General features: G+C 58.5%; 28 protein-coding genes. 8 read left to right on the plus strand and 20 right to left on the minus strand.

What is annotated here, in order from left to right; translation table 11 throughout:
- The first annotated feature begins 75 nt into the window (after nucleotides 1-75).
- From ilvN to ilvC, 6 genes are all read left to right on the plus strand, one after another.
- A complete protein-coding gene (gene ilvN, locus ACOYW1_RS15175; protein ID WP_482415810.1) occupies nucleotides 76-561 on the plus strand; it encodes an acetolactate synthase small subunit in 486 nt (161 codons plus the stop codon).
- 129 nt (nucleotides 562-690) lie between these two features.
- A complete protein-coding gene (locus ACOYW1_RS15180; protein ID WP_482423456.1) occupies nucleotides 691-1506 on the plus strand; it encodes a hypothetical protein in 816 nt (271 codons plus the stop codon).
- Nucleotides 1479-2273 carry an alpha-isopropylmalate synthase regulatory domain-containing protein gene (locus ACOYW1_RS15185; RefSeq protein WP_482423457.1) on the plus strand — a complete coding sequence of 265 codons (795 nt, stop codon included), beginning with the start codon at nucleotides 1479-1481 and terminating at the stop codon, nucleotides 2271-2273. The genes ACOYW1_RS15180 and ACOYW1_RS15185 overlap by 28 nt, the downstream gene beginning before the upstream one ends.
- 236 nt (nucleotides 2274-2509) lie before the next feature.
- Nucleotides 2510-3112, plus strand: a complete 603-nt coding sequence (locus ACOYW1_RS15190) for a hypothetical protein (RefSeq protein ID WP_482423458.1) — start codon at nucleotides 2510-2512, stop codon at nucleotides 3110-3112.
- Entirely contained in the window at nucleotides 3064-4053 is a 990-nt protein-coding gene (locus ACOYW1_RS15195) for a 2-isopropylmalate synthase (RefSeq protein WP_482423459.1), read from the plus strand. Before ACOYW1_RS15190 ends, ACOYW1_RS15195 begins: the two co-directional genes overlap by 49 nt.
- Nucleotides 4054-4207: 154 nt before the next feature.
- Nucleotides 4208-5674: a ketol-acid reductoisomerase gene (gene ilvC, locus ACOYW1_RS15200; protein ID WP_482423460.1), complete on the plus strand. Its 1467-nt coding sequence runs from the start codon at nucleotides 4208-4210 to the stop codon at nucleotides 5672-5674.
- Between the two features lie 233 nt (nucleotides 5675-5907).
- Here ilvC and ACOYW1_RS15205 read toward each other — a convergent pair whose 3' ends face one another.
- The 9 genes from ACOYW1_RS15205 to ACOYW1_RS15245 all read right to left on the minus strand — a co-directional run bounded on the left by ACOYW1_RS15205 (nucleotide 5908) and on the right by ACOYW1_RS15245 (nucleotide 13801).
- Nucleotides 5908-6480 carry a chalcone isomerase family protein gene (locus ACOYW1_RS15205; protein WP_180142140.1) on the minus strand — a complete coding sequence of 191 codons (573 nt, stop codon included), beginning with the start codon at nucleotides 6478-6480 and terminating at the stop codon, nucleotides 5908-5910.
- 93 nt (nucleotides 6481-6573) lie between these two features.
- The gene (locus ACOYW1_RS15210; protein ID WP_482423461.1) at nucleotides 6574-6822 is read right to left on the minus strand and encodes a DUF2147 domain-containing protein; all 249 of its coding nucleotides are present in this window, start codon (nucleotides 6820-6822) and stop codon (nucleotides 6574-6576) included.
- A gap of 38 nt (nucleotides 6823-6860) precedes the next feature.
- Nucleotides 6861-7034 (minus strand): hypothetical protein, encoded by a 174-nt coding sequence (locus ACOYW1_RS15215; RefSeq protein ID WP_482423462.1) that lies wholly within the window; start codon nucleotides 7032-7034, stop codon nucleotides 6861-6863.
- Nucleotides 7035-7357: 323 nt separating this feature from the next.
- Nucleotides 7358-8278: a dihydroorotate dehydrogenase gene (locus ACOYW1_RS15220; protein WP_482423463.1), complete on the minus strand. Its 921-nt coding sequence runs from the start codon at nucleotides 8276-8278 to the stop codon at nucleotides 7358-7360.
- A 626-nt stretch (nucleotides 8279-8904) separates the two neighbouring features.
- On the minus strand, nucleotides 8905-9654 hold the full coding sequence (locus ACOYW1_RS15225; RefSeq protein WP_482423464.1) for an RluA family pseudouridine synthase: 750 nt from the start codon (nucleotides 9652-9654) through the stop codon (nucleotides 8905-8907).
- Nucleotides 9647-10339 carry a GntR family transcriptional regulator gene (locus tag ACOYW1_RS15230; protein WP_482423465.1) on the minus strand — a complete coding sequence of 231 codons (693 nt, stop codon included), beginning with the start codon at nucleotides 10337-10339 and terminating at the stop codon, nucleotides 9647-9649. Before ACOYW1_RS15230 ends, ACOYW1_RS15225 begins: the two co-directional genes overlap by 8 nt.
- A 514-nt stretch (nucleotides 10340-10853) precedes the next feature.
- Complete coding sequence (locus ACOYW1_RS15235) at nucleotides 10854-11726, minus strand: hypothetical protein (protein ID WP_482423466.1); 873 nt, start codon at nucleotides 11724-11726, stop codon at nucleotides 10854-10856.
- A gap of 55 nt (nucleotides 11727-11781) precedes the next feature.
- The gene (locus tag ACOYW1_RS15240) at nucleotides 11782-12378 is read right to left on the minus strand and encodes a PEP/pyruvate-binding domain-containing protein (RefSeq protein WP_482423467.1); all 597 of its coding nucleotides are present in this window, start codon (nucleotides 12376-12378) and stop codon (nucleotides 11782-11784) included.
- Complete coding sequence (locus ACOYW1_RS15245) at nucleotides 12329-13801, minus strand: response regulator (protein WP_482423468.1); 1473 nt, start codon at nucleotides 13799-13801, stop codon at nucleotides 12329-12331. The genes ACOYW1_RS15240 and ACOYW1_RS15245 overlap by 50 nt, the downstream gene beginning before the upstream one ends.
- A gap of 396 nt (nucleotides 13802-14197) precedes the next feature.
- Between ACOYW1_RS15245 and panC the strand changes: the two genes are divergently transcribed.
- Both panC and ACOYW1_RS15255 read left to right on the plus strand, forming a co-directional pair.
- Complete coding sequence (panC, locus tag ACOYW1_RS15250) at nucleotides 14198-15046, plus strand: pantoate--beta-alanine ligase (protein WP_482423469.1); 849 nt, start codon at nucleotides 14198-14200, stop codon at nucleotides 15044-15046.
- A 9-nt stretch (nucleotides 15047-15055) separates the two neighbouring features.
- A complete protein-coding gene (locus tag ACOYW1_RS15255; protein WP_482423470.1) occupies nucleotides 15056-15490 on the plus strand; it encodes a hypothetical protein in 435 nt (144 codons plus the stop codon).
- Nucleotides 15491-15840: 350 nt separating this feature from the next.
- On the opposite strand, the gene ACOYW1_RS15260 is transcribed toward ACOYW1_RS15255, so the two are convergent.
- From ACOYW1_RS15260 to ACOYW1_RS15310, 11 genes are all read right to left on the minus strand, one after another.
- Nucleotides 15841-16626, minus strand: coding sequence for a sulfite exporter TauE/SafE family protein (locus ACOYW1_RS15260; RefSeq protein ID WP_482423471.1), 786 nt, complete (start codon nucleotides 16624-16626; stop codon nucleotides 15841-15843).
- Nucleotides 16627-16842: 216 nt separating this feature from the next.
- Nucleotides 16843-17508 (minus strand): GntR family transcriptional regulator, encoded by a 666-nt coding sequence (locus ACOYW1_RS15265; RefSeq protein ID WP_482423736.1) that lies wholly within the window; start codon nucleotides 17506-17508, stop codon nucleotides 16843-16845.
- 392 nt (nucleotides 17509-17900) lie between these two features.
- Nucleotides 17901-18677, minus strand: coding sequence for an ABC transporter ATP-binding protein (locus ACOYW1_RS15270; protein WP_180142203.1), 777 nt, complete (start codon nucleotides 18675-18677; stop codon nucleotides 17901-17903).
- A gap of 25 nt (nucleotides 18678-18702) precedes the next feature.
- Nucleotides 18703-19542: an ABC transporter permease gene (locus ACOYW1_RS15275; protein WP_482423472.1), complete on the minus strand. Its 840-nt coding sequence runs from the start codon at nucleotides 19540-19542 to the stop codon at nucleotides 18703-18705.
- Between the two features lie 5 nt (nucleotides 19543-19547).
- Entirely contained in the window at nucleotides 19548-19871 is a 324-nt protein-coding gene (locus ACOYW1_RS15280; protein ID WP_482423473.1) for an ABC transporter permease, read from the minus strand.
- A gap of 2 nt (nucleotides 19872-19873) precedes the next feature.
- A complete protein-coding gene (locus ACOYW1_RS15285) occupies nucleotides 19874-20341 on the minus strand; it encodes an ABC transporter permease (protein WP_482423474.1) in 468 nt (155 codons plus the stop codon).
- Between the two features lie 117 nt (nucleotides 20342-20458).
- Nucleotides 20459-21571 (minus strand): ABC transporter substrate-binding protein, encoded by a 1113-nt coding sequence (locus ACOYW1_RS15290; RefSeq protein WP_482423475.1) that lies wholly within the window; start codon nucleotides 21569-21571, stop codon nucleotides 20459-20461.
- A 309-nt stretch (nucleotides 21572-21880) separates the two neighbouring features.
- Nucleotides 21881-22600 (minus strand): ABC transporter ATP-binding protein, encoded by a 720-nt coding sequence (locus ACOYW1_RS15295; RefSeq protein ID WP_482423476.1) that lies wholly within the window; start codon nucleotides 22598-22600, stop codon nucleotides 21881-21883.
- A 106-nt stretch (nucleotides 22601-22706) separates the two neighbouring features.
- The gene (locus tag ACOYW1_RS15300; protein ID WP_482415797.1) at nucleotides 22707-23192 is read right to left on the minus strand and encodes a universal stress protein; all 486 of its coding nucleotides are present in this window, start codon (nucleotides 23190-23192) and stop codon (nucleotides 22707-22709) included.
- Nucleotides 23193-23357: 165 nt separating this feature from the next.
- Nucleotides 23358-24887: a CoA-acylating methylmalonate-semialdehyde dehydrogenase gene (gene mmsA / locus ACOYW1_RS15305; protein WP_482415796.1), complete on the minus strand. Its 1530-nt coding sequence runs from the start codon at nucleotides 24885-24887 to the stop codon at nucleotides 23358-23360.
- A 128-nt stretch (nucleotides 24888-25015) separates the two neighbouring features.
- Nucleotides 25016-26383 (minus strand): aminotransferase family protein, encoded by a 1368-nt coding sequence (locus tag ACOYW1_RS15310; RefSeq protein WP_180142215.1) that lies wholly within the window; start codon nucleotides 26381-26383, stop codon nucleotides 25016-25018.
- Nucleotides 26384-26471 lie beyond the last annotated feature (88 nt).

A 26471-nucleotide genomic window follows, 5' to 3' on the forward strand; every position in this document is an offset into this window, starting at 1 on the left:
TAACGCCATCGCACCCTGAACCGATACGGGCGGCCGAAATCCGGCCCCCCTTATAGATACGAAGGAAATCGACCCATGAGCGAAAAACGACACATCCTCTCCATCCAGGTGGACAACGAGCCCGGCGTCCTCTCCCGCATTGTCGGCCTCTTCTCCGGCCGCGGCTACAACATCGAGAGCCTCAACGTGGCAGCCACCAACGAGCCCGAGATCTCCCGCATCACCATGGTGACCACGGCAGACCCCGGCATCATGGAGCAGATCAAAAAGCAGCTCCACAAGCTCATCAACGTGGTGACGGTCCACGACCTCACCGAATCGGACTATGTCCAGAGGGAGCTGGCCCTCATCAAGGTCCACGCCAAGGCGGAAAACCGCGGTGACCTCATCAACATCATCGACATCTTCCGTTACAAGATCGTGGATGTGGGCCCCGAGCACGTCACCGTCCAGGCCACGGCCACGGAAGACAAGCTCAAGGCCTTTATCGAGCTGGTCACCCCCATGGGGATCAAAGAGATCGTCCGCACCGGCAGTATTGCCCTTTACCGCGGTAACTGATCACAAAACAGACATCCCCGGCCTTAAAGAGGCCGGGGCAACCCCATGGCCGGTGCGTATAAGAGAAAAACAGACGCACAAGAGCCACCTGGTTATCATTTTTCAAGACAACACCCGGAGCAAGATGACATGGAACCGGTCCTGATATTCGACACCACCCTTCGCGACGGCGCCCAGGGGGAGAACATCTCCTTTTCGCCGGAGGACAAACTCAAAGTGGCCCAGCGCCTGGACGACATGGGCATCCACTACATCGAAGGCGGATGGCCCGGCTCCAACCCTGCCGCCGATCGCTTCTTCGAGCTGGCCAAAGGCGAAACCTTCGCCACGGCGCGCATCACCGCCTTCGGCTCCACCAGGCGGCAGGGGATCCCCGCCGAAGAAGACGCCAATTTAAAGGCCCTGGTGGGCTGCGGCTCTCCGGCCATCACCATCTTCGGCAAGACCTGGGATCTCCATGTGGTGGACATCATGGGCAACACCCTGTCGGAAAACCTGGCCATGATCGAAGAGAGCGTCGCCTTTCTAAAAAGCCACGGCCGTGAGGTCCTCTACGACGCCGAGCACTTCTTCGACGGGTACAAGGCCAACCCGGAGTACGCCGTCAAAACCCTGTCCGCCGCCCTTTTCGGGGGTGCGGATGTGGTGGTGCTGTGCGACACCAACGGAGGCACCCTGCCCCACGAGGTAACGGAGATCCTGGAGACGGTCAAGGCCGCCCTCGATGCCGAGACCGGCCGCAATGTCCGCATGGGCATCCACGCCCACAACGACTGCAACCTGGCCGTTGCCAACTCCATCGCTGCGGTCCAGGCAGGAGCCATCATGGTCCAGGGCACCATCAACGGGTACGGGGAACGCTGCGGCAACACCGACCTCACCTCGGTGATCCCCATCCTGAACTTAAAATTGAGAAAATGCCCTGCGTCTCCGAGGCGAACCTGAAAAAACTGAAACCGCTGTCCCGCTTCGTGAGCGAGACCTCCAACATGATCCCCCTGGCCTCCCGCCCCTTTGTGGGCAAGAGCGCCTTTGCCCACAAGGGCGGGGTCCATGTGAGCGCCGTCATGAAAGAGCCCCTCTCCTACGAGCACATCGATCCCGAGGATGTGGGCAACAGGCGGCGGGTGCTGGTCTCGGACCAGGCGGGCCGGAGCAACATCGAATACAAGGCCAAGGAGATGGGCATCGACCTTGAGGCCCCGGAGTTCGACTCCAAGCGCATCGTCAGCGAGATCAAGATGCTGGAACAGGAAGGCTACCAGTACGAGGTGGCCGACGGCTCCTTCAAGGTCCTCATGGACAAGTTCCTGCTACAATACGAGCCCGTCTTCGACCTGGAGTCGTTCCGGGTCACCATTGAAAAGGACAAGGACCGCCCCTGCACCTCCCACGCCATCGTGAAGGTGAACGTAGGCGGCGTAAGCGAGATCACCGCCGCCGAAGGCCACGGCCCGGTGAGCGCCCTGGACAACGCCCTGCGCAAGGCCCTGAGCCGATTCTACAAAGAGCTGGAGACCATGCACCTCGTGGACTTCAAGGTCCGCGTCATGGACGGTCGGGGCGGCACCGAAGCCAAGGTCCGCGTCCTCATCGAATCCCGGGACGGCGACGACATCTGGAGCACCATCGGCGTCTCCGAGGACATCATCGAAGCGAGCTTCGAGGCCCTGGCCGACAGCTTTCAGTACAAGCTGGCCAAGAAAAAATAGCCGGACGCACCCTTTGCGGCACGTCCCGCAGGCCACATACACACGGCGGTCTTCAATGGCCGCCATACCACCAACAGGGGACCAGGAGGCCCCGTACCATGAAAGAGGTGACAATGACCGCAGGAGACGCCGCAGGCATCCTGCGGTCCATGCTCACTGGGTTTGCCTGAATTCAAACGACAGATCGTTAGAACCACACGACAAACTTGCAGACCCAATTTTCGGAGCACAAAACCATGAACAGAACCATCACCATATTTGACACCACCTTACGAGACGGCGAACAGTCACCCGGCGCAAGCATGAACACCGCGGAAAAACTGCGCATCGCCACCCATCTGGACGCTCTGGGCGTGGACGTCATCGAAGCGGGGTTTCCCGCATCTTCCCCCGGTGATTTCGAGGCGGTCTCCCGCATCTCGGAGACCGTAAAAAACGCGGAAGTGGCCGCCTTGTGCCGGGCCACCGCCGGGGACATCGACCGGGCCTGGGAAGCCATCAAGGACGCGGTAAAACCCCGGATCCACACCTTCATCGCCACCTCGGACATCCATCTGGAGTACAAGCTCCGCATGGGCCGTGACGAGGTTGTGGAGCGGGCCGTGGCAGCGGTTTCCCACGCACGGCAGTACACGGACAACATTGAGTTCTCCGCCGAAGACGGCTCCCGCACCGACCCCGACTTTCTCTGCCGCATCTTCGGGGCGGTCATCGAGGCCGGGGCCACCACCGTCAACCTCCCCGACACCGTGGGCGCCCAGGAATCTTCCCCAGTGAATTCGGCGAGCTGGTGCGCCACGTCATGGCCAACACCCCGGGCATGGACAAGGCCACTTTGAGCGTCCACTGCCACAACGACCTTGGCCTGGCAACGGCCAACACCCTGGCGGCCATCGCCGCCGGAGCCGGACAGGCCGAGGTCACCATCAACGGCATTGGCGAGCGGGCCGGCAACACGGCCCTGGAAGAGGTGGTCATGGCGCTGCACACGCGCCCCGGCACCTTTCCCATGGAGACGGGCATCGACACCACGCGTATCCACGCCACGGGCCGCCTGGTCAGCTCCATCACGGGCATCATGGTGCAGCCCAACAAGGCCATCGTCGGGGCCAACGCCTTCTCCCACGAATCGGGCATCCATCAGGACGGCATGCTCAAGAACCCCATGACCTACGAGATCATGAGGCCGGAGACCGTGGGGCTCACCACCAACAAGCTGGTGCTGGGCAAACTCTCCGGGCGCTTTGCCCTGCGCTCCCGCCTGGAAGAGATGCGCTATAACCTCACCGAAGAAGAGCTCAACACGGTCTTTGAAAGCTTCAAGGTGCTGGCCGACCGGAAAAAAGAGATCATGGACGAGGACCTGGAAGCCCTGGTCACGGACGTGGTCCTGCGAAGTCATGAGGTGTACACCCTGGAATACCTCCACGTCACCTCCGGCACCACCGTCTACCCCATGGCCAGCGTGCGCCTGGGCATCAACGGCAAGGTGAAGCAGGGAGCCTTTGAAGGCAACGGCCCCATCGACGCGGTGTTCAACACCATCGCCAAGATCGCCGGGCGGGAGCCCGAGCTCCTGCGCTTCTCCATCGGCGCCCTCACCGGCGGCACCGACGCCCAGGGTGAGGTCACCGTCCGCATGAAGGAAGGGGAGCATGTCTCCCTGGGACGCGGCGCCGACCCGGACATCATCACGGCAAGCGCCAAGGCCTACATTAACGGCCTCAACCGCCTTGAATATTTCAAGTCAAACCCCGTCACGTCCTGTGATGTGATATAGGTTTATATAAAAAAAAGCCTCCGGCGGCCCTGCCGGAGGCCAAGCTTTTGAATCGTTTAACAAACAGGTAACACAATCGGGGCCGCCTTCGGGCGACCCCAGCAAGCCGATATGGCCCATTAATCTTTATTTTCATGATATGGAGCATCCAAAGATGAACTACTTCAACACCCTTCCCTTACGCCTTCAACTGGAACAGCTTGGCCAATGCAGCTTCATGGACCCGTCTGAGTTCAACGGCGTGGAGAAGCTCAAAGGCAAAAAAATCGTTGTCGTGGGTTGCGGGGCCCAGGGTCTTAACCAGGGCCTGAACCTGCGTGACAGCGGCCTTGACGTCTCCTACACCCTGCGTCAGGCAGCCATCGACGAGAGTGTTGAAACTGACCTGAACGCAACCGAAAACGGTTTTGCAGTCGGCACCTACGAAGAGATGCTCCCCACCGCCGACCTCGTGCTCAACCTCACCCCGGACAAGCAGCACACCAACGTGGTCAAGGCCGTCATGCCCCTCATGAAAAAAGGCGCCTGCCTGGCTTACTCCCACGGCTTCAACATCGTTGAAGAGGGCATGCAGGTCCGCGAGGACTTAACCGTTGTCATGGTGGCCCCCAAATCCCCCGGAACCGAGGTACGCGAAGAGTACAAGCGCGGGTTCGGCGTCCCCACCCTCATCGCCGTCCACAAAGAAAACGACCCCAACGGCGACGGCCTGGAGATCGCCAAGGCCTACGCCGCCGGTACCGGTGGTGACCGTGCAGGCGTCCTCCTCTCCTCCTTCATTGCCGAGGTCAAATCCGACCTCATGGGCGAGCAGACCATCCTCTGCGGCATGCTCCAGACCGGCTCCATCCTCTGCTTTGATAAGATGATCGAAAAGGGCATGGACGCAGGCTACGCCAGCAAGCTCATCCAGTACGGCTGGGAGACCGTCACCGAAGCCCTCAAGCACGGCGGCATCACCAACATGATGGACCGCCTGGACAACCCCTCCAAGATCAAGTGCTTTGAAGTATCCGAAGAGCTCAAGACCATCATGCGTCCCCTCTTCAACAAGCACATGGACGACATCATGAGCGGCGCCTTCTCCGAAGGCATGATGGCCGACTGGGCCGAGGGCGACGCCAAGCTCCTGGGATGGCGCGAAGAGACCGGCCAGACCGCATTTGAAAAGTCCACCGCCGGCGACATGGAGATCTCCGAGCAGGAGTTCTTCGACAACGGCATCCTTATGGTGGCCATGGTCAAGGCAGGCGTTGAGCTGGCCTTTGAAACCATGGTGGCCGCTGGCATCAAAGAGGAGTCTGCCTACTACGAGTCTCTCCACGAGACCCCCCTCATCGCCAACCTCATCAGCCGCAAGAAGCTCTACGAGATGAACAAGGTCATCTCCGATACCGCGGAATACGGCTGCTACCTCTTCGCCAATGCCTGCGTGCCCCTTCTGGCCGACTTCATGAAGAGCGTAGAGACCGACATCATCGGCAAAGGCCTTGCCTCAGACGGCAACGGCGTGGACAACGTGGCCCTCATCGGCGTCAACGATGCCATCCGCAACCACCCCGTGGAAGTCATCGGCAAAGAACTCCGCAGCTTCATGACCGCCATGAAAGCTATCTTGTAGAAAGAAAACGCGGTCGCATTGCGACCGCATTTTCTTTCTACGTACCGCCTTCGGCGGTGTGGAGAGCAAGCTGAAATAAAAAAGGTGGAACCGAATGTTCGGTTCCACCTTTTTTTATTTTTAAGCATCGCAGCAGGCTGCATGACGAGCCTCGGGTAGCCCCACTGCTCACGGGCGAACCTGGGTTCCAAGGGCTCAGCCCTTGGCCGCCGGAGGCATGCTTTTGTTTTTTACTAGCCGTTGGATTGTCCCAGCATGCCGGCCTTGAGGGCTTCGGTGGTGGGCTTGGCGCCGAGCCAGATGCCGAAGAGGGCTTTTTTGAACTCGTACCCTTTGATGGTGGCCTTTTTCTCTCCCTGCTTGTAAATGGAGGTGCCGGTACCGGGTACATAGACCATGTCGTAGACATCGTCCACATGGATCTTTTCGCTGAACACGTCCATCATCTGGTCGATCTCCGCCTGAATGGGGGCGGTGTTTCCGTTGGTGGAGGTCTTAAAGCCCTTGCGCGTGGACTTGGACATTTTCTTGGAGGTGATGAGCTTGCTGGTGATGTGGAGCCGGATGGCCATGGGGGCATCGGCCGCGACCACGGCCTCACCGTCGGAGCTCTTCTCCTGGAGGAAAAGGGCCGCCACATAGGGCTTTACAAAGCTTTTGACGCGGATGCCCGAACCGTTGAAGACAAGGTCCACGCCGTCAAAGGTGACCTTTTCCGGGAAGGTGACATCCTCTGCATCCACGGCAAAAGCAGTGCCTGTGGCAAGGCAGAGGGCCAGAAGTATCATCACAATTCGCTTACACATATTTCCTCCTCATTGACGTTTGATGGTCGGTATGATGTCGGCCCGGAGTGCCCGGGCCGGTACACGCGCATGTCTGCACCGGGGATAAAACAGCTACTGCCCCTTGCGCGTCCAGTACTCGTTGCGTCCCAGCAGAGACACCCCGATGAACCCGCGCACTTTCAGCTGCTTGCCCCCTTTTTTAAGCTTCATGAGGCACTTGTAGGTCTTTCCGTTGTCCGGGTCATAGATATGACCGTTCTCCCAGTCATTGCCCCCCACATGGGAAAATCCGTGGGCCAGGGTCATGCCCAGAACGGGCTGTTTGGCCTTTTCCGGGTCGGGGTTGTTGGCGTCCACCACAGGGGCCCCGTTCTCATCTGGTCACCCGCCACCGACGGCTAGCCAAAAAGGTACCCTCCCGCATAGGTGTCGCCCTCTTTGTAGATTTCGACGACAGCCTCGTTATCCTTGGTGTACCACTGCCCAAGAATGGCGTCTGCCGACACCTCGCCTGCGCCGGGCAGGCAGACCAAAAGAGCCAGAACAAGAAGAACCGGGATGGTGCGCTTCATCAACTCCCCCTTTCCATTGTTTCACATCGGTTAACATTCGAACGACAAACCAAATGAAAAGACAACAGACATAAACCCTAACTATGTTCAGTCTTAATAAACAAAGATAGAGCTCAAAAGCAAGGATATTCACCACCGCCGATCCCGGGGCACCGCCTTCGAAGTTCTGAGAGGGGAACGAGACGCAAAGGAAAAGCCCCACGGCTGAAGCCGCATCCCAAGGCATTGTGCCCCAATAAAAAAAGCCGCGTAAAAACGCGGCTTTTTAAAATTCTTTCGTATAACCCGATCATCGAAGCCCGGCTGTCAGGGCTTTAAGGGCTTCAGACCTCTACGCTCCCGATGAGGTCGTTGACATCGCTGATCCCCTTCTCCTTGAGAAAGGCTTCGATACCGTCCACCACCTTCTCGGCGGCGTCGGGGTACACAAAGTTGGCCGTGCCCACCTGAACGGCGGAGGCCCCTGCAATGAGGAATTCCACGGCGTCGTCAGCGGTCATGATCCCGCCCATGCCGATGACCGGAATCTTCACGGCCTTGGCAACCTGGTACACCATGCGGATGGCAACGGGCTTCACCGCGGGGCCGGAGAGCCCCCCCACCACATTTGCCAGCAGGGGCTTACGGGTGTGGATGTCGATGCCCATGCCGGTGAGGGTGTTGATCAGGGAAACCGAGTCAGCCCCCTCCCCTTCCACGCTCCGGGCGATCTCGGTGATGTCCGTGACGTTGGGGCTGAGCTTGACCATGACGGGCAGGCTGGTTTTTGCCTTCACCGCCCTGACCACATCAGCGGCTGCAACGGGATCCACGCCGAAGGCCAGGCCCCCTGCGCTCACGTTGGGGCAGGAGATGTTGATCTCGATGCCGTGGATGCCCTCCACGCCCTCGGCGGTGTCCGCGATGGCCGCGTACTCTTCCACGGTCTTGCCGTAGATGTTGATGAACACCTTGGTGTCAAAGGCCTTCATCTCCGGAAGTTTTTCCTTGATAAACCGCTGGATCCCTACGTTCTCAAGGCCGATGGCGTTGAGCATGCCGCAGGAGGTCTCTGCGATGCGGGGGGGAGGGTTGCCCTTGGCGGGATACAGGGAAAGCCCCTTCATGACGACGCCGCCCAGCCGGTTGAGGTTGAGGACCTCGTCAAACTCTTTGCCGTACCCGAAGGTTCCCGATGCGGTCATCACCGGGTTGGCGAGGCGTACGCCTCCGATATCCACTGATGTATTGATGGTCTGGCTCATGATCTCTTTCGTATAGATTGATGGTGACTTATCTGCCCGCCCGCAAATGCTTCAGGGAACTCCCCAGGCCCGGCGGTATCCACGGATGCCGATCCGAATGGCGCACTATACCACAGACGGCCCCCATGCAACACCCCGGGGTTCGCGAAAGCGGGAAGCTGCGCAAATGCAAAAAACCAAAAAGCATGCCTCCGGCGGCCCTGCCGGGGGCTAAACTTTTAAAAAGTTTAACAAACAGGTTTTAAACATCGGCGTAACGATTCAGTTACTGTGAAATTAAAAGGTGCGCAAACGCGCCCTCATGTGGGTGTAACTTGCCGACGGTGTAGGGGATGTGAGGTAGAGTGCGCTTGCGCACCACCGAAAAATCGTAACGCTCATGAAACCCATGTACGGGTGGCCTTCACGCAGCAGGGATATGGCAAAAGACATTGGTTTTCCGAACAAATGGTGCGCAAGCACACCCTACAAAATGTCACATGCAAGCTGTTAAAGCCATGACAGCAGCTCAAAGCAAGCCCCTGAATACATTTATTTTACACAGCGAATGGAATTTTTTCCGGTGACTGTATCCATAGGAGGCAGCTTATTAAGCTGCTGACAGGTTAAACGTCATTGACGTGAAATCATTCTTGGGCCATGTCGCCCTGGAGAAGAGTCTCCATGGCCTCGGGCACGGAGTCGGCCGACGCCACGGTGATGGTCTGGTCTGAACCCGGAGGGCAAAAGGTGATGGTCCGGGCGTGGAGGCCCAAGCGGCGGTACCCGAATCGCTCTTCCAGAACGGCCAGGGCGCGTTTGGAGCCATACCTCCGGTCTCCTGTGAGGGGGTGGCCCGCCAGTTTGGCGTGGCGGCGAATCTGGTGTTTGCGGCCGGTGAGAGGGCTGCAGCGCACCAGGGTGTAGTGCACGGATCGGGACACAACAGAAAAGGCGGTGGTGGATGCCATGCGCTTTCCGCTGCCTGCCGGGTTGGTGCGCCCGCCGGCTTCCTTGGCCAGGGGCTGCGCCCACTTTCCCTTTTCGGGTGTCAGGTCGCCGTGGACCAGGGCCAGGTACTCCTTGGTGACCTGTTTCTCTTCGAACTGGCGCGTCAGGTGCCGTGCCGCTTCTTTGCCGAAGGCAAAGAGCACCACCCCGCTGGTGTCCCCGTCCAGGCGGTGCACGGCATGGACCGAGTCGGATTTGGCGCCCTCTTCCTGCAGGAGCCTTACGGGCTCCGTGGCAAGGGTATGGATCACTGCAGAGACAAGGTCCCTGCCCGGATCGTTATGGACCGAGACCCCGCAGGGTTTGTCCAGGGCCACCCAGCCCCTGCCGCCGTCAAGGACGCGGACGTCCAGGGTCTCCAGACTCACAGATACTCTCTTACTCATGGGTCTCCCCGTTGAAGTAGAACTGGAGGATGTAGGTCTCCTGGTCCTCCAGGGACCAGTGGGTCACCTTCAGGTATTGGGCGGCTTCGTCTGCGTCTCCGCGACGGATGAGGTCGATGAAGGCCATGTGCTCCTCGCAGTGCTCCTCTTCCCATTGGGGGATGTGCTTGCGGGTGAGAAAATCGTAGAGGCGCTGCTTGTTGAGCTGGATGATGCGGCGCATCTGGTCGTTGGAGGAGAGGTTCAGAAAGACGTTATGGAAGGCCACGTTGTTCTGGTAGAAGCTGTAGGTGTCCTTGACCTCCGAAGCCCGTTTCATCTCCTTGGTCAACCGCTCCATCTCGGCCAGGGCCGGTTCCTTGAGCTTGTCGAACACGGGAATCAGGATCTCCGATTCCAGGGCCCTGCAGATCTCCCAGGCGTTTTTGACATCTTCCAGGGAGAGTTTATTGATCATCACCCCGCGCCTGGGAAGAATGGAGACAAACCCGTCGCACTCAAGCTGGATCAGCGCGTCCCTGAGGGGGGTCTTGCTGATGCCCAGGCGGTGGCTGATCTCATTGACGTTCACAAGGGAGCCGGGCAGGAGGCTGCCCCGGTACATCTCATCCCTTAAATACTCGTAAATCTGTTCCCGCAAAGGCTTGGCAATGATGCTTATGCCTTGTTTTCCCTGAGTATCCATCACACATCTCCTTCATCAGTATGCGGAAGGGCGGTGCGGCAACGCGCCCCTCAGGGTCCCCATCATTCCGTGGGTCACGGGTTGTGTTCCCGCCCCATAGAATGTCCCCAAGGAGGATGCCCTGCGGGCATCCTGTTTAGCTCTTCCGTCGGTAACTCCGGATGGATGTCAAAAAAATCAGTCTGGTCAATTCAACAGCACCCGGGCCATGTTTCCGCTCGCGCCAAAACCTGCGCGCCGAAAAACCCTTTCCAAAGTATCCTTTCAAATATACTCACACCAGCCGGCAGCGCCCCATGGCAACACCGGCTCTTCAACCAGCCTCCTCCCACGGGGAGGCAAGGGGCCCCCTTTTCACCAATCCCTTAAAAAAACAGGAGCCCCCATCATGCAAAAAAACGGAATGTACACACAAATGTCTCGCCCGTCAACGCCTGTTCAAGGGCCTTCACCAAGGGAAAAGGTGTTTACCCCAGGGCGATACGGTCCCGACAGGTTCCCCCTGCACGGTGCCTCAGGCAGGCGGTAACAGAACGCTTACGGCATGTCGCCCGTCCACCTTCATCACGCACGGGACCTCGAAGCTGGCAAGGGCCGTAAACTCTCCGTCCACGGCCACCGGCTGCTCAAGGAGCCATTCCATGTCGAAAAAATCGCCCCGCTCCGCCAGGATGGAGACGTAGTTGATTCCCAGGGCCGTGATGTTATGAAAAAAGTGGGAGCCCTGGGACGGGTCGGCCTTGAGGTCGGCGTGGCTGCTCTCGATGATGCCGCACACCTCGGAGATCTCCTCCCAGGTCACGGGAATCCCCAGCCAGCGGTCCGCCGAGCCCCAGCGTCCCGGTCCCAGCAGCAGGTACTTCTCCCCTCGCCTGGCCATCTCCGCGTTCATGCGGCCGATCTCCCGGGCAATCTCCCGGGTGTTCTTCAGATCAAAGGTATCGGGCTTCACATAGAGGATATGAGTGACGGGCTGCCCCTTGACATTTCCCAAGGCGTGGGAGGAGACACTGACCCCGGCGGCCTTCTCCTCATCGGTGATCACCACGTCGGCCAGCTCGTCCCGGTCGGTCATGGGCCGTATCTGAAGCAGCACAAAGCGCCCCTGCTCCCCGGGCTTGAGGGGAAGCTCCACGGCAAACTCGATCTCCACGGAGCAGCCCATGCCCTGGGAACCGATCTCAAGGACCTTTGACAGGAGCTCAGGCAGAGGAAACATGTTGTACTTAAGGATCCTGTCAAAGGTCAACACCTTGGGGCCCCGGCACTGGTGGCCGTACCGGATGGTGTTTTCCTCCCGGACATAGGTCCCGGAAAGGAAAGAGGCCGGTCCGGCGTCGTCCAGGTCACGGATGTTGAGCTTTTCAATTTCCGAGTTGAGGGTCATGACGGAGCGCCGGGCCTTGGCCCCCACCTTCAGGGCATACAGGCTCTGCTGGGCGTTAAGAGGTTCTTCCTGCCAGCCCGGGAAACTGAGGCAGGATATGGGGGCGTCGCGGGGAAAACCGCAGGGCCTGCTCCCCCTCCACCACCGTGCGCCCGAGTCCCATGGCGATGGCGGCGATGCCTTCATCCGCCTCCATCTTTCCAAAGGGATGATCATTGTAGGACTGAGCCACCCCAGAGACGGCCGGATAGTGGTAATCACCCCAGCGCCGCCCGCAAACCTCCTGGATGATCACCGCCATCTTCTCCTCTTCCGTGCGATGCCCTACCCGCCGGGCAAAACTCTTGGGTCCCTGGAAATAGGTGGAAGCGTAGACGAGCTTCACCGCGGAGATGAGCTGGTTCAGCCTTACCTCCAACTCCGAATCGTCGTTGGAGATCATGCTGGTATGGTAGAGCCCCGCATACGCCATGAACTGGGCGTCTTCAAACAGGGCCGAGGAGCGTACGGCCAGGGGATGGTTGATCTCCTTTAAAAACGCCCGGAGTTCTTCGTCGATCCAGCCGGGAAAGGTGGCATCCTGGAACAGCTCGATCACCTCTTCATCTGGTAGATCGGCCTTGGCCACCCACTTGAGATCGTTCTCCCGCACAAAGGCGTCGAAGCCCTCGGTGGGGGATCGGCCCGGTCTGGGGCAGAGAAATTTCAACGCCCCCGAAGCTGTCGTGGAGCTCCGGGTGGTGGCGAAGCAGGGTGGAGGCAAAGACCAGGCCCCGGGCCTTGCCACCCAGGGAGCCGTTCCCGATCTTCAGAAACTCGGTCTCCGGATCGAACTCCTCGGCGTCGAACTGGACCACCACCCCCTTCTGGCGGTTGCGGCGCCGCTCCTGAATATTCTTGAGGATAAAGGCCTTCATGTCGGCGATGTTACCCATGAAATCTTCGTCCGTGGCCGGACGCAGCCTGTTTGCCAAAAGGGTCTCGGAGCGGGCGAAGAACCAGCGGGAAAAATCGTTTTTCTTCCAGTGGTTGTAAAAGTACTCATCCGGAATATCGGCCAGTTTTTTCTCAAGGGCACGGAAGTTGGGGGCCCGGCAGAGCTCTCCCCCGTCGCTGTCCCGAAACACGAAGTCTCCGAAGCCCAGCTGGTTCACAAAATAGTGATGGAAGTCACCGGACAGGGAGGGAGAGTTCTTGTCCACGAAGTAGATACCGAGCTCATCGGCAACTCTGCGGTTGGACGACTCGGTGCTGGCCATCATCAGGGGGATGTCCGCCTGTTCCCCCTGGATGTGGGAGAGCACCAGGTACCCGGAGTCGTCGCACACAGCCCCGTCCCGGGGAAAGCTGGCATCGGAGATCACGCCAAGGATGTACTCCTTGTACTCTTCGTAGATCTCCATGGCCTCTTCATAACTCTGGGTCACGAGGATCTTGGGACGGGCCCGCATGGTGAGGAGCCGGTGCTCGTGGTTCAAGACCTCCTCCATGACGTCCTGGACCTGGGTCACCACCTCTTTGTAAAGGATGGGCAGGATGGCCGAGGTGTACAGGGGAGAGTCCTCCACCATCAAAATGATACGGACCCCGGCCTTTTCAGTGTCGTGGGCCACATTGAGACGGTCTTCCTCACTTTTGATCAGGGCCAGGAGGATGTCGGCGTTTCCGGTCCACACGTACATGCGGTCCACGCCCCGGGACTTGGACCGCACCGGATCGAACTGGCTGGGCAGGGGGCTGTGGGTGAGCAACACCACGGGGATATTCGGGCACTTGCGCTTGATCTCCTCCCCCAGGGTGAAGGCATCCATGTCCACGAGGCGCAACATGGTGACCACCATATCAAAGGAACGCTTCTCCAGCATGTCCAGAGCCTCTTCGGCCGTGGACACCCAGGTCAGGCGCGGGGGACGGCTCAGGTTGAGCCCCCGGTACTCGGTGACGATCTTCTCGGAAAGGCGCCCGTCCTCTTCCATGATGCACGCATCATACAGGCTGGACACCAACAGGATTTCCCTGATTTTACAGGGCATCAACTCATAGAACACCTTAAACCGGGAATCAAATTCTTCCATGGACAACCTGCCGTTTTGTGTCAATCCACACCCTCCTTCGTACCGAGTCTCAGAGATATATACCGCTTGCCATGATTTACAAAGGGGCACCTTTTGATATATCAGACACCAAATACCAATGCAAGCACCAGGCATGGGAAGCTCTGCGACCACACCCCGCACAGGGCCTGCGGATCTGGGGCCTCCAAGGGTCCTTGGCCTCTCAATTCCGGGCTGTTTCCCGACCTTTCCGCCGGAAAGCGCCTCCAACGGATTGACTTTTCATCGGGACTGGATTAAGCCCATGGCTGATAAAACAGGCATCCGATGCTGGAACGGCAGGAGAAACAGCCGCCCCGGACACAGGTGCCGCCATCCGTTAAAAAAGAAACAAACCCCAATAGTGAGGCCACCCACATGGACGTCATCGGTTCAATTCACGAGATGCAGAGCTTAAGCGACAGCCTGAGGCAACAGGGAAAACGTATCGCCTTTGTACCCACCATGGGCTTTCTCCACGACGGGCACCTCTCCCTCATGCGGGAGGCAAAGAAACACGCAGATATCCTGGTCACCAGCATCTTTGTAAACCCGGCCCAGTTCGGCCCCAACGAAGATCTGGACGCCTACCCCCGGGCCATGGAGAGTGACCTGGCCAAATCCAGGGACGCAGGCGTGGACGTGGTGTTCACCCCCACCAGCGATCAGATCTACCCCGAGGGCTACGAGACCTACGTCCAGCTGGAGACCCTCCCCAACCACCTCTGCGGCCTCTCCCGCCCCGTTTTTTTCAAGGGGATCACCACGGTGGTCACCAAGCTCTTTCACATCGTCAAGCCCCATGTGGCCGTCTTCGGTGAAAAGGACTTTCAGCAGCTTGCCATCATCCGCCGCATGGTCAAGGATCTCAACATGGACATCGAGATCATCGGCGGAGCCCTCATCCGGGAAGCAGACGGCCTGGCCATGAGCTCCCGCAACGCCTACTTAAGCGAAGGCGAGCGTATTGAGGCCCTTCGCCTCAGCCAGTCCCTGTCAAAGGCCCGGGAGATGATCGCCGCAGGAGAGACCCAGGCCAAAGCCATCAAGGCCATGACCGAGACCCACCTGTCCGGCTGCCCGGACATGACCATCGACTACATCTCCCTGTGCGACCCCGAAACCCTGGACGAGGTGGAGACCGTCACCTCCCCTACCCTCATGGCCCTTGCCGTGATGCTGGGCAAAACCCGGCTCATCGACAACACGGTGCTGGTGCCGCAATAAGGACTCACCATGAAAGCCAGAAACCTGATACGAAAAATGACGGCCATCGCCCTGTTGACGGCCGTCCTGAACCTCACCGCCTGCGGGTACCTCCTCTACCCCGAGCGCAAGGGACAGTCCGGCGGCAGGCTCGATACCGCCGTGTTTCTCCTGGATGCCGCAGGGCTCCTGTTCGGCATCATCCCGGGGGTGATCGCCTTTGCCGTGGATATCTCCACCGGCACCATTTACGTGCCCCAGGGGGACAAATCCATCATAGACAAGCATCTCAAGCAGGCTGGAACGTCCCCGGCACAGGTCTCGGACCTCGACAGGGAGCTCCTGGCCGACAAGCTCTCCATGGAGCTGGGCCGTCCCATCACCGCCGAGATGATCCAACTCTACGAAGCATCCCCGGACACCCGCATGGCCCTGGCGGCCATGGATGTCACGGTTCTCAAATGATCACCACTAAGGCGTAGACATAGATACCCCGGCCTCCCGTCAATGGGAGCCCATGGTTACCAAACAAAAAAACCGGTCTCGGCATGACATGCCGGGACCGGTTTTTGCGTATTTAAAGTAAATAAAAAGGTAACTATTCAGCTATGCCTCCGGCGGGTCGCTTTTTTAAAAAAAGCTCCGCAAAAAACTCTTCTAAGGCAGAAAATGTCGAAATTGTTTCAGCGTAGCCTGGAAGGCTTACTTAAGACCTGTTTGTCAAACTTTCTTGTCGCGCCGTAGCCCTTGGGCGAAGGTGGATTAAAAGTTTGGCCCCCGGCAGGGCCGCCGGAGGCTTTTTTCGGGCTGAATCGTTATCCGATATGAAGCACGTTGGCGAGGATGATGAACACACCCGTGGCCAGAAGCACCCAGAAGACGATCTTTCGAAAGAGGGCCGCATCCACCCGATGGTGGACCACCTCACCGATGAGAATGCCCACCAGCAGGAACGGCAGGGACCAGACCAGGTTGAGGAGGCTCTGCCCCATGGCGGCCCCCTGGGTGATCACCGCGCCCATGTTGGAGAGGATGGGGTCAAAGGTGGCGTCGGTGGCAATGAGAAAGGTGTTGACCGAAACCCACAGGAGGCTGAGGGTGGCCCGGAACTCGCCCTTGTCCCGCAGCTTACGCGTGGCATAGAGCACCACAAAGGGGCCCCCCGTGGCAAAGGCCCCGTGGAGAACACCGCCCAACACCAGGAGCACGTAGTAGACCCACTCCGGAATGGTCACCCGAAGCTGAATGCCGCCGTACTCTTTTTTCAGCTGCATGATGGAGGTAAAAACAATGAAAATCCCCAGAAGCAGCTTCAGGGTGTCGCTGGGAAAATGGTTAAAGAGGTAAATGCCCGCGGGCATACCCAGGCCAACCAGGGCCACGATGATGCCGAACTGGCGCCAGTTGATGTGGCGAAACTTCGTGGAGACGAGGTAGGCACCCAGGATCCAGGTCAAGACGGCCAACAGAATCTTGGCCTCATAGATTCCCAGAATCCAGGTCACAAAGGGAAAAGCGAGAACAGTACACCCAAAGCCGGTAATCACTTCCAGGGTGTGGGTAAGAAACACCACGATACCGGTCAAGAGAAAGGTCATCATGCGTCAAACATCCTTACGTACATAACGGTCGGGGCCGGAGAACCGAAAACATGCTGCCCCCTGCCCCCTTCCGGCTCGGTACCACAGCAGGCTCCCACCTGTGTTTAAAACCACGAAGACGGGTAAAGCAGCCTTGCTGCGTTCACCCGTCTTTTTTCATATTGATCGCACCCCGGGCCTGACCCCCGGAATGATATAGCCTCTGGTACCCGACGATCACTCCCCGGCCAGGGCCACCTCTTCCTTGGTGGCCTGCTTGTAAAAGCGCCGGATATGGTCTTCCTGCTTCTCGAAAGACCAGTGGATATCCCGCAGAAACGCCGTGGCGGACTCCCGATCCCCGGAGCGCAGCAGCTCGATGAGGTGCTCGTGCTCGTCGCAGTTGACGGTCTCCCACTCCGGAATGCAGGAGCGGGACAGAAAATCATAGAGCCTCTGCTTGATGCGCTTCAGGATGCGAAGCATCTGGCGGTTGTCCGACAGCGAGAGAAACGCATCGTGAAAGGCAATGTTGAGCTGGTAGAAGCGATCCGTGTCCTTTTCGGCCATGGCCTCTTTCATCTCGTTGTTGATGGCCTCCATGGACGCGATGCAGGAGGCGTCGATGCGGTGAAACAGCCGGTTGATCATCTCGGACTCAAAGGCCCGGCAGATCTCCCAGGACTCACGCACGTCCGAAAGGGTGAGGCGGTTGACCATCACCCCCCGCCGGGGGAGAATGGTGACAAAGCCGTCGCACTCCAGTTGGATCAACGCCTCACGCAGAGGGGTTTTGCTGATGCCCATGCTGCGGCTGATCTCGTTGGTATTCACCAACTGTCCGGGCAGGAGATTGCCTTTGTTGATATCATTGCGAAGGTAATCGTAAATTTGTTCGCGCAGGGGTTATGCTGTACCACCCCGCTTTCCCCCTGTCTTGCTGACGACTGCATGGTCCTTCCTTATGGTCTTCTATTTCAGGCAAGCAGGGGAGATCCGGCCTCATGGCCCTTGATGCCCCCTGTGCCTTGCATTGCAAATTATCTGATATTTTATATTATATATTTTATGAAATATCCAGCACAGAGTATTCTTCATTGAACACCACGCACAAAACAGATGAATCCGTTAAAACCCGGCCCCTTGCCCGTCAGACACACACTCTGTGCCGCGTCAGGGGGCCCTCCCACTAAAAAAAACACGCACCGTAACCCAACCCCGGTTCCCGCCCGGCAGGCCTCCACCTTTCCCATGAAAGATGAAGGGCCCGCCGATGTGCGGTAAACGCGTTCGGGTTACAAGGTCAACTCCGAGGCTTCGGTGATTTCATGGCGAAGCTTCAAAAATTCATGGTCGGTAAATTTCCTGGGTCGCGGCAGGTTGACCTCGTAGACCTCGCGGATGCGACCGGGCAGCTTGCCCTCCATGCAGATGATGCGGTCCCCTAAATACAGGGCCTCATCAATGTTGTTGGTGACAAAGATGACAGTTCGTTTCTCCTGCTCCCAGATGCGGACGGTCTCCTGCTCCATGTAGATACGGGTCTGGGCGTCGAGTTGGCCGAAGGGTTCGTCCAGGAGCATCACCTCGGGCTGATTGGCGTACGCCCTTGCAATGCCCACCCGCTGCTTCATGCCGCCGGAGAGCTGGTGGGGAAATTTGCTCTCAAAGCCCTGGAGGCCCACCATGTCGATGTAATGCTGGGCAACCTTTCGGCGCTCCTCCTTGCCGACCCCGCGGAGCTTCGGCCCCATCTCCACATTGCCCATGACGGTTCGCCAGGCAAAGAGCATGTAGCTCTGGAACACGAGGCCCCGGTCCTGTCCCGGACCGTCCACCTCCTTGCCGTTGATGACCACGCTGCCGGTGGTGGGGGTCTCAAGACCCGCCATGATCCTCAAGAGGGTACTCTTCCCGCACTGACCGGGTCCTAAGATCACCACAAACTCGTTCTCTTCCACATCAAGGCTGATGTCTTCAAGAACATGGACCTTCTGGCTCCCCTTCTGGATGAACGTCTTGCTGATGTTCCGACAGGAAATTTTTGCGTTTGTGTTTCCGTTTTCAGCCATTGTCTTGTTTCCATCCTCCAATGGGTTAGAGTCCCTCGATTTCACGCTTCCAGGGGCACAGCACTTTTTCCAGCAACCCCACCAGCTGCGATGTCAGCAGTGCGGCAATGGCGATGGCCACCATGCCACCCAGAACCATGGCAGGACGCCCCAGGTTCATGCCCTTGATGATGACGTACCCCAGGCCGGAACGGGCACTGACGAGCTCAGCCGCCAGCACGCAGGTCCAGGCGATACTAAGGGAGATCTGAAGCCCTGCAAAGATGGACGGAAAGGCCGCGGGAAAGCAGACCTGAAGGATCTCGTCCCGCCGGTTCCCGCCCAGGACCCGGACCACATCGTAGAGCTCGGGCTCCACCAGGCGCACCCCGTTGTAGGAGTTCAACAGGCAGGGCACAAAGGTCCCGATGATAATGATAAAGACCTTGGAGGGCTCTCCGATGCCGAACCAGAGAATGGAAATGGAGATCCAGGCAATGGGGGGCATGGGCTTCATGAGGTCGAAGATCGGCTTGACGATGGCGTTGACGTACTTGTTCAGGGCCATCATCAGCCCCAGGGGCACGGCCACCAGGGATGCGATGGAAAACCCGATGAGGATGCGCCGGGTACTGGCCCAGACATGGCCCCACAAAGAGTTACCGGCCAGGCGGTGGGTGATCATGTACCCCATGTACTCCACCACCTCCAGGGGGCGGGCCAGGGAGCTGCCCAGGATCTTTTTGTAGGCCACATAGTCCCACAGCCCGAAAAAACAGGTCAGGGAGACGGCGTAGAGGAACCACTTGTTCATCAGGACGGTCTTCACCGTGATGGGGCTCCGCTCCTTGGCCGTCGATTGGGTTTCGTTGGCAATTGATGTCACGTGTCCTACCTCCTTATCCCTGCAAGAAGTCGCTTTTCAACGGCATCGATGACCACGCCGATGACAGCGCCCGTCAACCCCACCATGGCCATCCCGAGGAGCACCATGTCCGGCATGGCCAGACGGCGGCCCATGGTGATCATGAAGCCCAGTCCGTTGTCGGCAGCCAGAAGCTCGGCTCCCACCAGGTTGGTCCAGCAGTAGGCCAGGGCGATCTGGAGAGCACCGAAAACCATGGGAAGCGCAGACGGGATACAGATCTTGGTAAAAATCTGCCAGCTGGAGGCGCCGTAGGTCCGCGCCATCTGAATCAACACGGGGTTGGTCATCTTCACCCCGACGTAGGAGTGATGACGCAGGGGACAATGCCGGCGATCCAGATGATAAAGACCTTGCCGGGGATGCCGATACCGAACCAGAAGATGGTCAGGGGAATCCAGGCAATGGGGGGAATGGGTCGGATCAATTCAAAAATGGGTCGGGCGAGCCCTTCCACAACCGGGAACCACCCCATGGCAAGACCGAGGGGAATCCCCACCAGCAGCGCCAGAACATACCCTGTAAATGCCTCCTGGATGCTGGTCCACATGTGGGTGGTGAGAAGCGCGCCGTCCGGGTTCAACTGGGTCCACTTGGCAATGAACAGCTTGAGGACCTCCAGGGGAGACGCCAGCAGCGAGCTGGGCACCACCCCGAAGGTGAGCAGGGACTGCCAGGCCCCGAAAAAGAAGATGATGCTGATGATTGGAAGGATCACCATGATGGGTTCTTTGGTAACCTTCACCTCTTCATAACTCATGGATCATGAACCTCCGAGTCGTAATCGTGTACTTTTTTGCATCCGATCCCCCTTCCCCTTTCCGAGAACACCGGAAAGGGGAAGGGGGAAATCCCTTATGTCAGGAGGAAGCAATCCTTAGTTGTACGCAGGGATCGGAGTCTTCACCAGCTTCAGGAACTTGTCGGTGATGTAGTCGCTGTTGACGACCTTGTCGCGCTCGGCCTGGGTGAATTTGCCCTGGGCGGTGAAGAAATCGGTGATGTCGCGCATCCAGATCTCCACGGTGCTCATCTGGCCGTCCTTCTTGGCAAAGAGTTCAAGCTGCTCTTCCAGGGTGAACACGGGGTGCATCTTGATGTCCATCATGGCCATCTCTTTGGTCAGAGGGGTGCCCACCCACTCTTCAAAGAACCGACGGTAATCGGCGAGGAGCTGCTTGCTGGTGGGGGTGTCGAAGTTGCCCTGGCCGTGCTCTTTCATGAGATTGACCACGCGGAAGTACTGACGGAGGAACTTGGCCACGATCTCGGGGTGCTCGTCGCCGAACTCACGGGCCACCATCATGGTGATGGGCAGGCTGGTGCCGGAGGTGTGGATGTTGCCCACAACCTTCCATCCGCGGTCCATGCCGATGTACATGTTGGGAGCCCAGAGGCAGACAGCGTCGCCCACGCCCGCTTCAAAGGCGGCCATGGCCTGGGCCTGGTCCATGTGCTTGACGATGACGTCCTTGTCTTTGAGACCGAAAACCTTGAGCCAGGAGCTCATGGTGTAGTGGGGAGAAGAGACCGTGGTGGTGAGGATGGTGATGCCTTTGATGGTTTCGGGGCTGCCGTAGACGTCAGGGTTCTTGGGGTTCCACCCTTTGGTCTTTAAAATGGGGCTGTTGGCGCGCACGAGCACGGAGTTGGTAAAGGATTCGTCGTTGCCCACCATGGCGCAGTAGGTGCCGTAGCGCAGGCCTGCCAGGACGTGGGGGGTGGCCCCGTTACCGCCCAGGTGCCATGATTTTGAGGGAAGGGCTTCCAGCTGTGCCATCCCTGAGTCGTAGTACTGAAGTTCCATGTCCAGACCTTCTTCCCTGTCCCAGCCCTTCTCCACCATGTACCAGGCCATGAATGCTTCATGTTCGGGAAGCCAGCAGGTCTTTAATTTAAAAAGCTTCTTCTTAGCGAATGCCGTTCCGACGCCAGTCACGGCAAACAAAAGAACCAGGCACACGATGCCGATTAGTTTAAGCTTTCTCATTACACTCTCCTTCGCATAACTACAGTTAATGTTTCACGGAGTGACACCTCGTCCCTCCTCCTGCACACCTCAAAAGGGGAGGGTTCACCAACAGGTGCTAAAGTGCCCGATCCATCGGTATTTTATCAGCCGAATAGCCTCAAGGTCCGGTTGACGGTGCATCGGCGTGAAACCTCGCCTGCGGACCGTGGTGCTGCCGGGTGGCGCGGAAGCTAAAAGCCGATTGTTACGAGATACTGAACGGCTTTTGCCCCTTTCAACCATCCGGTTAAAAAAAGGTTTCGTGCATCTTTTCCCCAAAGGCGGCGGTTACCACCAGCGGATGAGCTCGGTGACGTGCTCCCGAATCTCAACAAATTTGGGGTCCATGGGGTTGCGGGGCCTGGGAAGGTCCACCACCACCTCGGCGCGAACATTTGTGGGCTTGTTGCTCAGGACCAGGATACGGTCGGCAACGTAGACGGCCTCCTCAATGTTGTGGGTGACAAAAATAACGGTGCTTTTCAGTTTGTTCTGGAGCGAGACAAGCTCGTCTTCCAGGTAATAGCGGAGCTTGACGTCGAGCTGGCCGTAGGGTTCGTCCATCAGGAGCAGGTCAGGGTCGACGGAAAAGGCACGGGCCACAGCGATACGCTGGATCATGGAGGCCGATACCTGGTTGGGATAGAGGCTGGCGCAGTCAGTCAAGCCAACCATATCCATGATGCGATTGAGGCGTTCCTCTTTTTCCGCCTCGGAGACGTTCTTCACCTCCATGCCGAAGGCAACGTTTTCACGCACGGTTCGCCACGGCAGGCATGTGGGCTCCTGAAAAACAAAGGCAAGGTTGTGCTTGGTGGGATCGGCAATCTCTCCGTCGATGAAGATATTGCCGTCAGAGGAAGGCATGAGCGTGGACAGAAGGTTCAGGAAGGTCGTTTTCCCGCACCCGGTCGGACCGACAATGCTGAGGAATTCACCCTCAGCCACGGTAAAGTTGATCTTGTCAAGAACCAGAAGGTCGCCAAATCGCTTGGTCAGGTTCTTCACTTCAATTTTATTTCTTACAGCTGGATTGTTCCCCACCTTTAAATTCCCCTCATAGTTTCTTGATGTTATCTATTTTGGGCGTGAAGGTCACCAGGCGCTGTCGGGTTTACCCGCTCGTCGGATTCGTGTGGACGAGCAGTACGGAGCATTGCGCATGATGGACCACGTGGTTGCTGGCGCTCCCCAGGAGAAGGTCGGTCAGGGTGCCGCGGTTTGTCCGCCCCAGCACGATGAGGTCCGCCCCCCAGTCGCCGGCATACTCGACGATGTCCTCCCCGGGTTTTCCCACAGCCACATGGGTTCTCGTTTTGACTCCCTTCCCTTTGGCCAGAATACACAGGCCCTGGAGCCATGCCTCGGCGTGCATCACCTGGGCATCTTTTCGTTCAATGCGTTTCCGGTGAGATGAGGCCTGGTCCATCTCCGTGAAGGTTCCTATGCGGTCTTCCAGTTCCGCAACCGTAGACTGGCGTAGGCAATGGAACACGGCGAGTTCCGCCCCCTCTTTCACGGCAAGCTCAACGGATTGCTCCATGAGGGCAGAGCTTGCGTCGTTGACATCAACAGCCACGACAATTTTTTTGTACGCCATAGTGCACCTGTCGGTATGGTTTGTAACTTCACAGGTTAAGCCGGAGTTCAGAGCCCCTTGCAGGGATCCGGGGAGCGGCACATCCCCCCTTGTCCGGGCAGTCCTGAAAGGGTCGAGGGCGCCCTGTCACAGGCCCCCTCTTCCCTTTTCAGGATCAGCTTTCTCCTACTGGGCTACGCAGCTGCGAACAGACTTGTCGCCGTCTACGCGGGTGCCGCATTCGGCAACGCCCTCGGGGGGAGTCACGCGAACGGTGGCTACTTTGTTCTGGGTGAAGAAGTCGATACCGTCTTTACCCTGAACCTTGTCGGTGCCGACAAGGGAATCTTTGATACCGCCGAAGGGCAGGTAGGGGTGGGGGGCACAGACACCCACGTTCACACCCACCATGCCAACGTTGGCATCGGAGATGAATTTTTCGGTGTAGTACTGGTTCTGGGTGAAGATGCAGGCGCCGTTGCCGAAGGGCTGCTCCTTGATGAGTCCCAGCACGTCGTTCAGGTCGTTGATCTTCATGACAGATACCACGGGGCCGAAGATCTCCTCCTGGGCGATGGTGCGGCAGGGGGTGACGTCGGTGAAGATCGTGGGACCGACAAAGTAGCCATCCTTGTTCTTCTCGGGCAGCTCGGGGCTGCGGCCGTCGAGAACGAGGTTGGAACCACCTTCGATGCCGATCTCGATGTACTTTTCGATGCGCTCCTTGGCCTCCTTGCTGATGACGGGCCCCATGTAGATATCGGGATCCATGGCATCACCCACGGTGACCTTCTTGGAGGCTTCGACCATGCGCTCGATGCACTCGTCGTAGACTTCCGGGACAACGGCGATGATGGAGCCGGCCAGGCAGCGCTGACCTGCGGAGCCGTAGGCGGAGTGGATGAAGTTCTCGATGAACACATCCATGTTGGCGTCTTCCATGACCACGAGGAAGTTCTTGGCACCACCGAGGAGCATGGAGCGCTTGCCGTTCTTGCCGCAGCCCTGTGCGATGGCCTTGGCCGTGGGGGAAGAGCCCACGAGACAGACACCTGCGATTTCGGGACGGTCGTACCAGGCCTCAACCACGTTGGGGTCGCCGTGAATTATGTTGACCACGCCTTTGGGGAGACCCACTTCGTTGAAGATGTCGCCGATGATCTGCATGAAGAGCGGTGACTCGTTGGAGGGCTTGTAGACAAAGGTGTTCCCGGTGCCGATGGCGTAGGGGATGAACCAGCCGAACACGAGTGCGGGGAAGTTAAAGGGAGCCACGCCGCCGAACACGCCCATGGGCTCTTTGGTCACACGACCGCTGATGCCGTTGGCGATCTTATCCAGGGTCTCGCCCTGCATCAGGGTGGGGATGCTGCAGGCGGCTTCAAAAATCTGAACAACGCGCATCACCTCACCGCGGGCTTCGCTGATGTGCTTGGCCTGGTCGGTGGCAATGGCAACGGCCAGCTCTTCCTGATGGTCAAGCATGGCCTGACGAAGAGCAAAAAGGTAACCTACGCGCTTGCCGATGGACAGGTTCTTCCATGCGGGGAAAGCGGCATCCGCAGCTTTCACTGCTTCAATGGAGGCCTCGGTGCTGCTCATGGGAACTTCACCGATCACTTCACCTGTAGAGGGGTTGTGCAGGGGAATATAAGTTGCTTTGGGGTCTTCAACCCACTCACCGTTGATGAAGTTCTTGACTCTCGTAAATTCCATGTAACTGCTCTCCTTTTGAAAAGCGTGTTTCAAGACGCCGGGGTCTTTATAAACCCAGCCCCGGCGAAATGGTCTTCAGTTATAACCACAGGTCTCTCCGGCTCCCGACAGGAGCCGGAGAGAGGCTGTTATTCAGTATAGGTGTCGGCAACATTGAGGGCTTCGTCCATCTTGGCGATGCCTTCGTCGATCTCATCCTTGGTCACGATAAGCGCAGGAGCCATGGCGATGACGTTGCTGGGGTTGGCGGCCATGGCCATCATGCCCAACTCGCCGAGCTTGGCGGCAACGGCGGTCTTGGGGTTGAGACCCTTTTTAACGCGGTCCGCAACGGCCATGATGGGCTCTTTGGTCTCCTTGTTCTTGACCAGCTCAATGCCCACGAACAGCCCCTTGCCGCGAACATCGCCCACGCTGGGGTGCTTCTCCTTGAGCTCCATGGCCTTGTCCAGGAGGTAGGCGCCCATGACGCGAGAGTTCTCGATGAGGTTGTCTTCCTGATAGATGGGAAGCACCGCACCGGCGGCTGCGCAGCTCATGGCGTGACCTGCGTAGGTGCAGCCGTGGCCGAAGAAGGTGTTCTTGAAGGCTTCGCCGATGTGCTCACGCACAATGGTGGCCCCGATGGGCAGGTAGCCGCAGGAGAGGCCCTTGGCCATGGTCATGATGTCGGGCACCACGTCCCAGTGGTTCATGGCGAACCACTCACCGGTACGACCGAAGCCGGTCATGACTTCGTCGGCGATCATGAGAACGCCCCACTTGTCGCAGACAGCACGGAGCTCCTTCATGTACTCGTCGGGAGGCACGATGATGCCGTTGGCGCCGGTGATGGGCTCGAAGATGATGGCAGCCACTTTGTCGCCGCCGCCTTCGAGTTCAATCACTTCGTCCACGTACTTGACGCACTCCATCTTACAGCCGGGGTAGCTCTGACCGAACATGCAGCGGTAGCAGTAGGGCTGGGGCACGCGAACGAGATCCGCACCGCCCAGGACCTGCTGCCAGCCACGGGAGTCGCCCAGAGAGAGGCTCATGGAGGTGGCGGTGCCGCCGTGGTAGCTGCGGAAACGGCCGATGATCTTGCGGCGTCCGGTGAACTGGTGGGCAATCTTAATAGCCGCTTCGTTGGCCTCGGTGCCGCCCAGGGAGATAAAGGACTTGGAGAGGTCTCCGGGGGTCACTTCCGCCAGCATCTTGGCCAGGACCGCGCGGGGCTTGGTGGACATGCTGGGGGCAAAGGAGGTCAGCTCGTTGGCCTGCTTGCACATGGCGTCGATGACGCGCTGGTCCTGGTGGCCGATGTTGTGGCTGACAAAGCAGGAGCTGAAGTCAAGACGCTCACGACCGTCTTCGGTGGTGAAACGAACACCCTTGGCGGACACAACGCGCAGGGGGGACTTCTCAGGCTGGTAAGACCAGGAATGAAAGTTGTTTTTCACCTCGTAGGAATCGAGGTCTTCCTTGGTTGTGGGGATGCTTTTTAAATCTATCAATGGTCCACTCCTTCCAGAAAAAATGGAAACTCATGTATGTTAAAGACAGGTGGGGGCGCCGACCCTCCCGACTCACTTCGGCTGCATA

Source organism: Desulfoluna sp. CYM3A (assembly GCF_056829965.1).

Coding starts and splice junctions, on each gene's coding strand:
- ilvN (WP_482415810.1), top strand. CDS start 76: ATGAGCGAAAAACGACACATCCTCTCCATCCAGGTGGACAACGAGCCC.
- ACOYW1_RS15180 (WP_482423456.1), top strand. CDS start 691: ATGGAACCGGTCCTGATATTCGACACCACCCTTCGCGACGGCGCCCAG.
- ACOYW1_RS15185 (WP_482423457.1), top strand. CDS start 1,479: ATGCCCTGCGTCTCCGAGGCGAACCTGAAAAAACTGAAACCGCTGTCC.
- ACOYW1_RS15190 (WP_482423458.1), top strand. CDS start 2,510: ATGAACAGAACCATCACCATATTTGACACCACCTTACGAGACGGCGAA.
- ilvC (WP_482423460.1), top strand. CDS start 4,208: ATGAACTACTTCAACACCCTTCCCTTACGCCTTCAACTGGAACAGCTT.
- ACOYW1_RS15205 (WP_180142140.1), bottom strand. CDS start 6,480: ATGTGTAAGCGAATTGTGATGATACTTCTGGCCCTCTGCCTTGCCACA.
- ACOYW1_RS15215 (WP_482423462.1), bottom strand. CDS start 7,034: ATGAAGCGCACCATCCCGGTTCTTCTTGTTCTGGCTCTTTTGGTCTGC.
- ACOYW1_RS15220 (WP_482423463.1), bottom strand. CDS start 8,278: ATGAGCCAGACCATCAATACATCAGTGGATATCGGAGGCGTACGCCTC.
- ACOYW1_RS15225 (WP_482423464.1), bottom strand. CDS start 9,654: ATGAGTAAGAGAGTATCTGTGAGTCTGGAGACCCTGGACGTCCGCGTC.
- ACOYW1_RS15230 (WP_482423465.1), bottom strand. CDS start 10,339: ATGGATACTCAGGGAAAACAAGGCATAAGCATCATTGCCAAGCCTTTG.
- ACOYW1_RS15235 (WP_482423466.1), bottom strand. CDS start 11,726: ATGACCCTCAACTCGGAAATTGAAAAGCTCAACATCCGTGACCTGGAC.
- ACOYW1_RS15245 (WP_482423468.1), bottom strand. CDS start 13,801: ATGGAAGAATTTGATTCCCGGTTTAAGGTGTTCTATGAGTTGATGCCC.
- panC (WP_482423469.1), top strand. CDS start 14,198: ATGGACGTCATCGGTTCAATTCACGAGATGCAGAGCTTAAGCGACAGC.
- ACOYW1_RS15255 (WP_482423470.1), top strand. CDS start 15,056: ATGAAAGCCAGAAACCTGATACGAAAAATGACGGCCATCGCCCTGTTG.
- ACOYW1_RS15260 (WP_482423471.1), bottom strand. CDS start 16,626: ATGATGACCTTTCTCTTGACCGGTATCGTGGTGTTTCTTACCCACACC.
- ACOYW1_RS15270 (WP_180142203.1), bottom strand. CDS start 18,677: ATGGCTGAAAACGGAAACACAAACGCAAAAATTTCCTGTCGGAACATC.
- ACOYW1_RS15280 (WP_482423473.1), bottom strand. CDS start 19,871: ATGACCAACCCCGTGTTGATTCAGATGGCGCGGACCTACGGCGCCTCC.
- ACOYW1_RS15285 (WP_482423474.1), bottom strand. CDS start 20,341: ATGAGTTATGAAGAGGTGAAGGTTACCAAAGAACCCATCATGGTGATC.
- ACOYW1_RS15290 (WP_482423475.1), bottom strand. CDS start 21,571: ATGAGAAAGCTTAAACTAATCGGCATCGTGTGCCTGGTTCTTTTGTTT.
- ACOYW1_RS15300 (WP_482415797.1), bottom strand. CDS start 23,192: ATGGCGTACAAAAAAATTGTCGTGGCTGTTGATGTCAACGACGCAAGC.
- mmsA (WP_482415796.1), bottom strand. CDS start 24,887: ATGGAATTTACGAGAGTCAAGAACTTCATCAACGGTGAGTGGGTTGAA.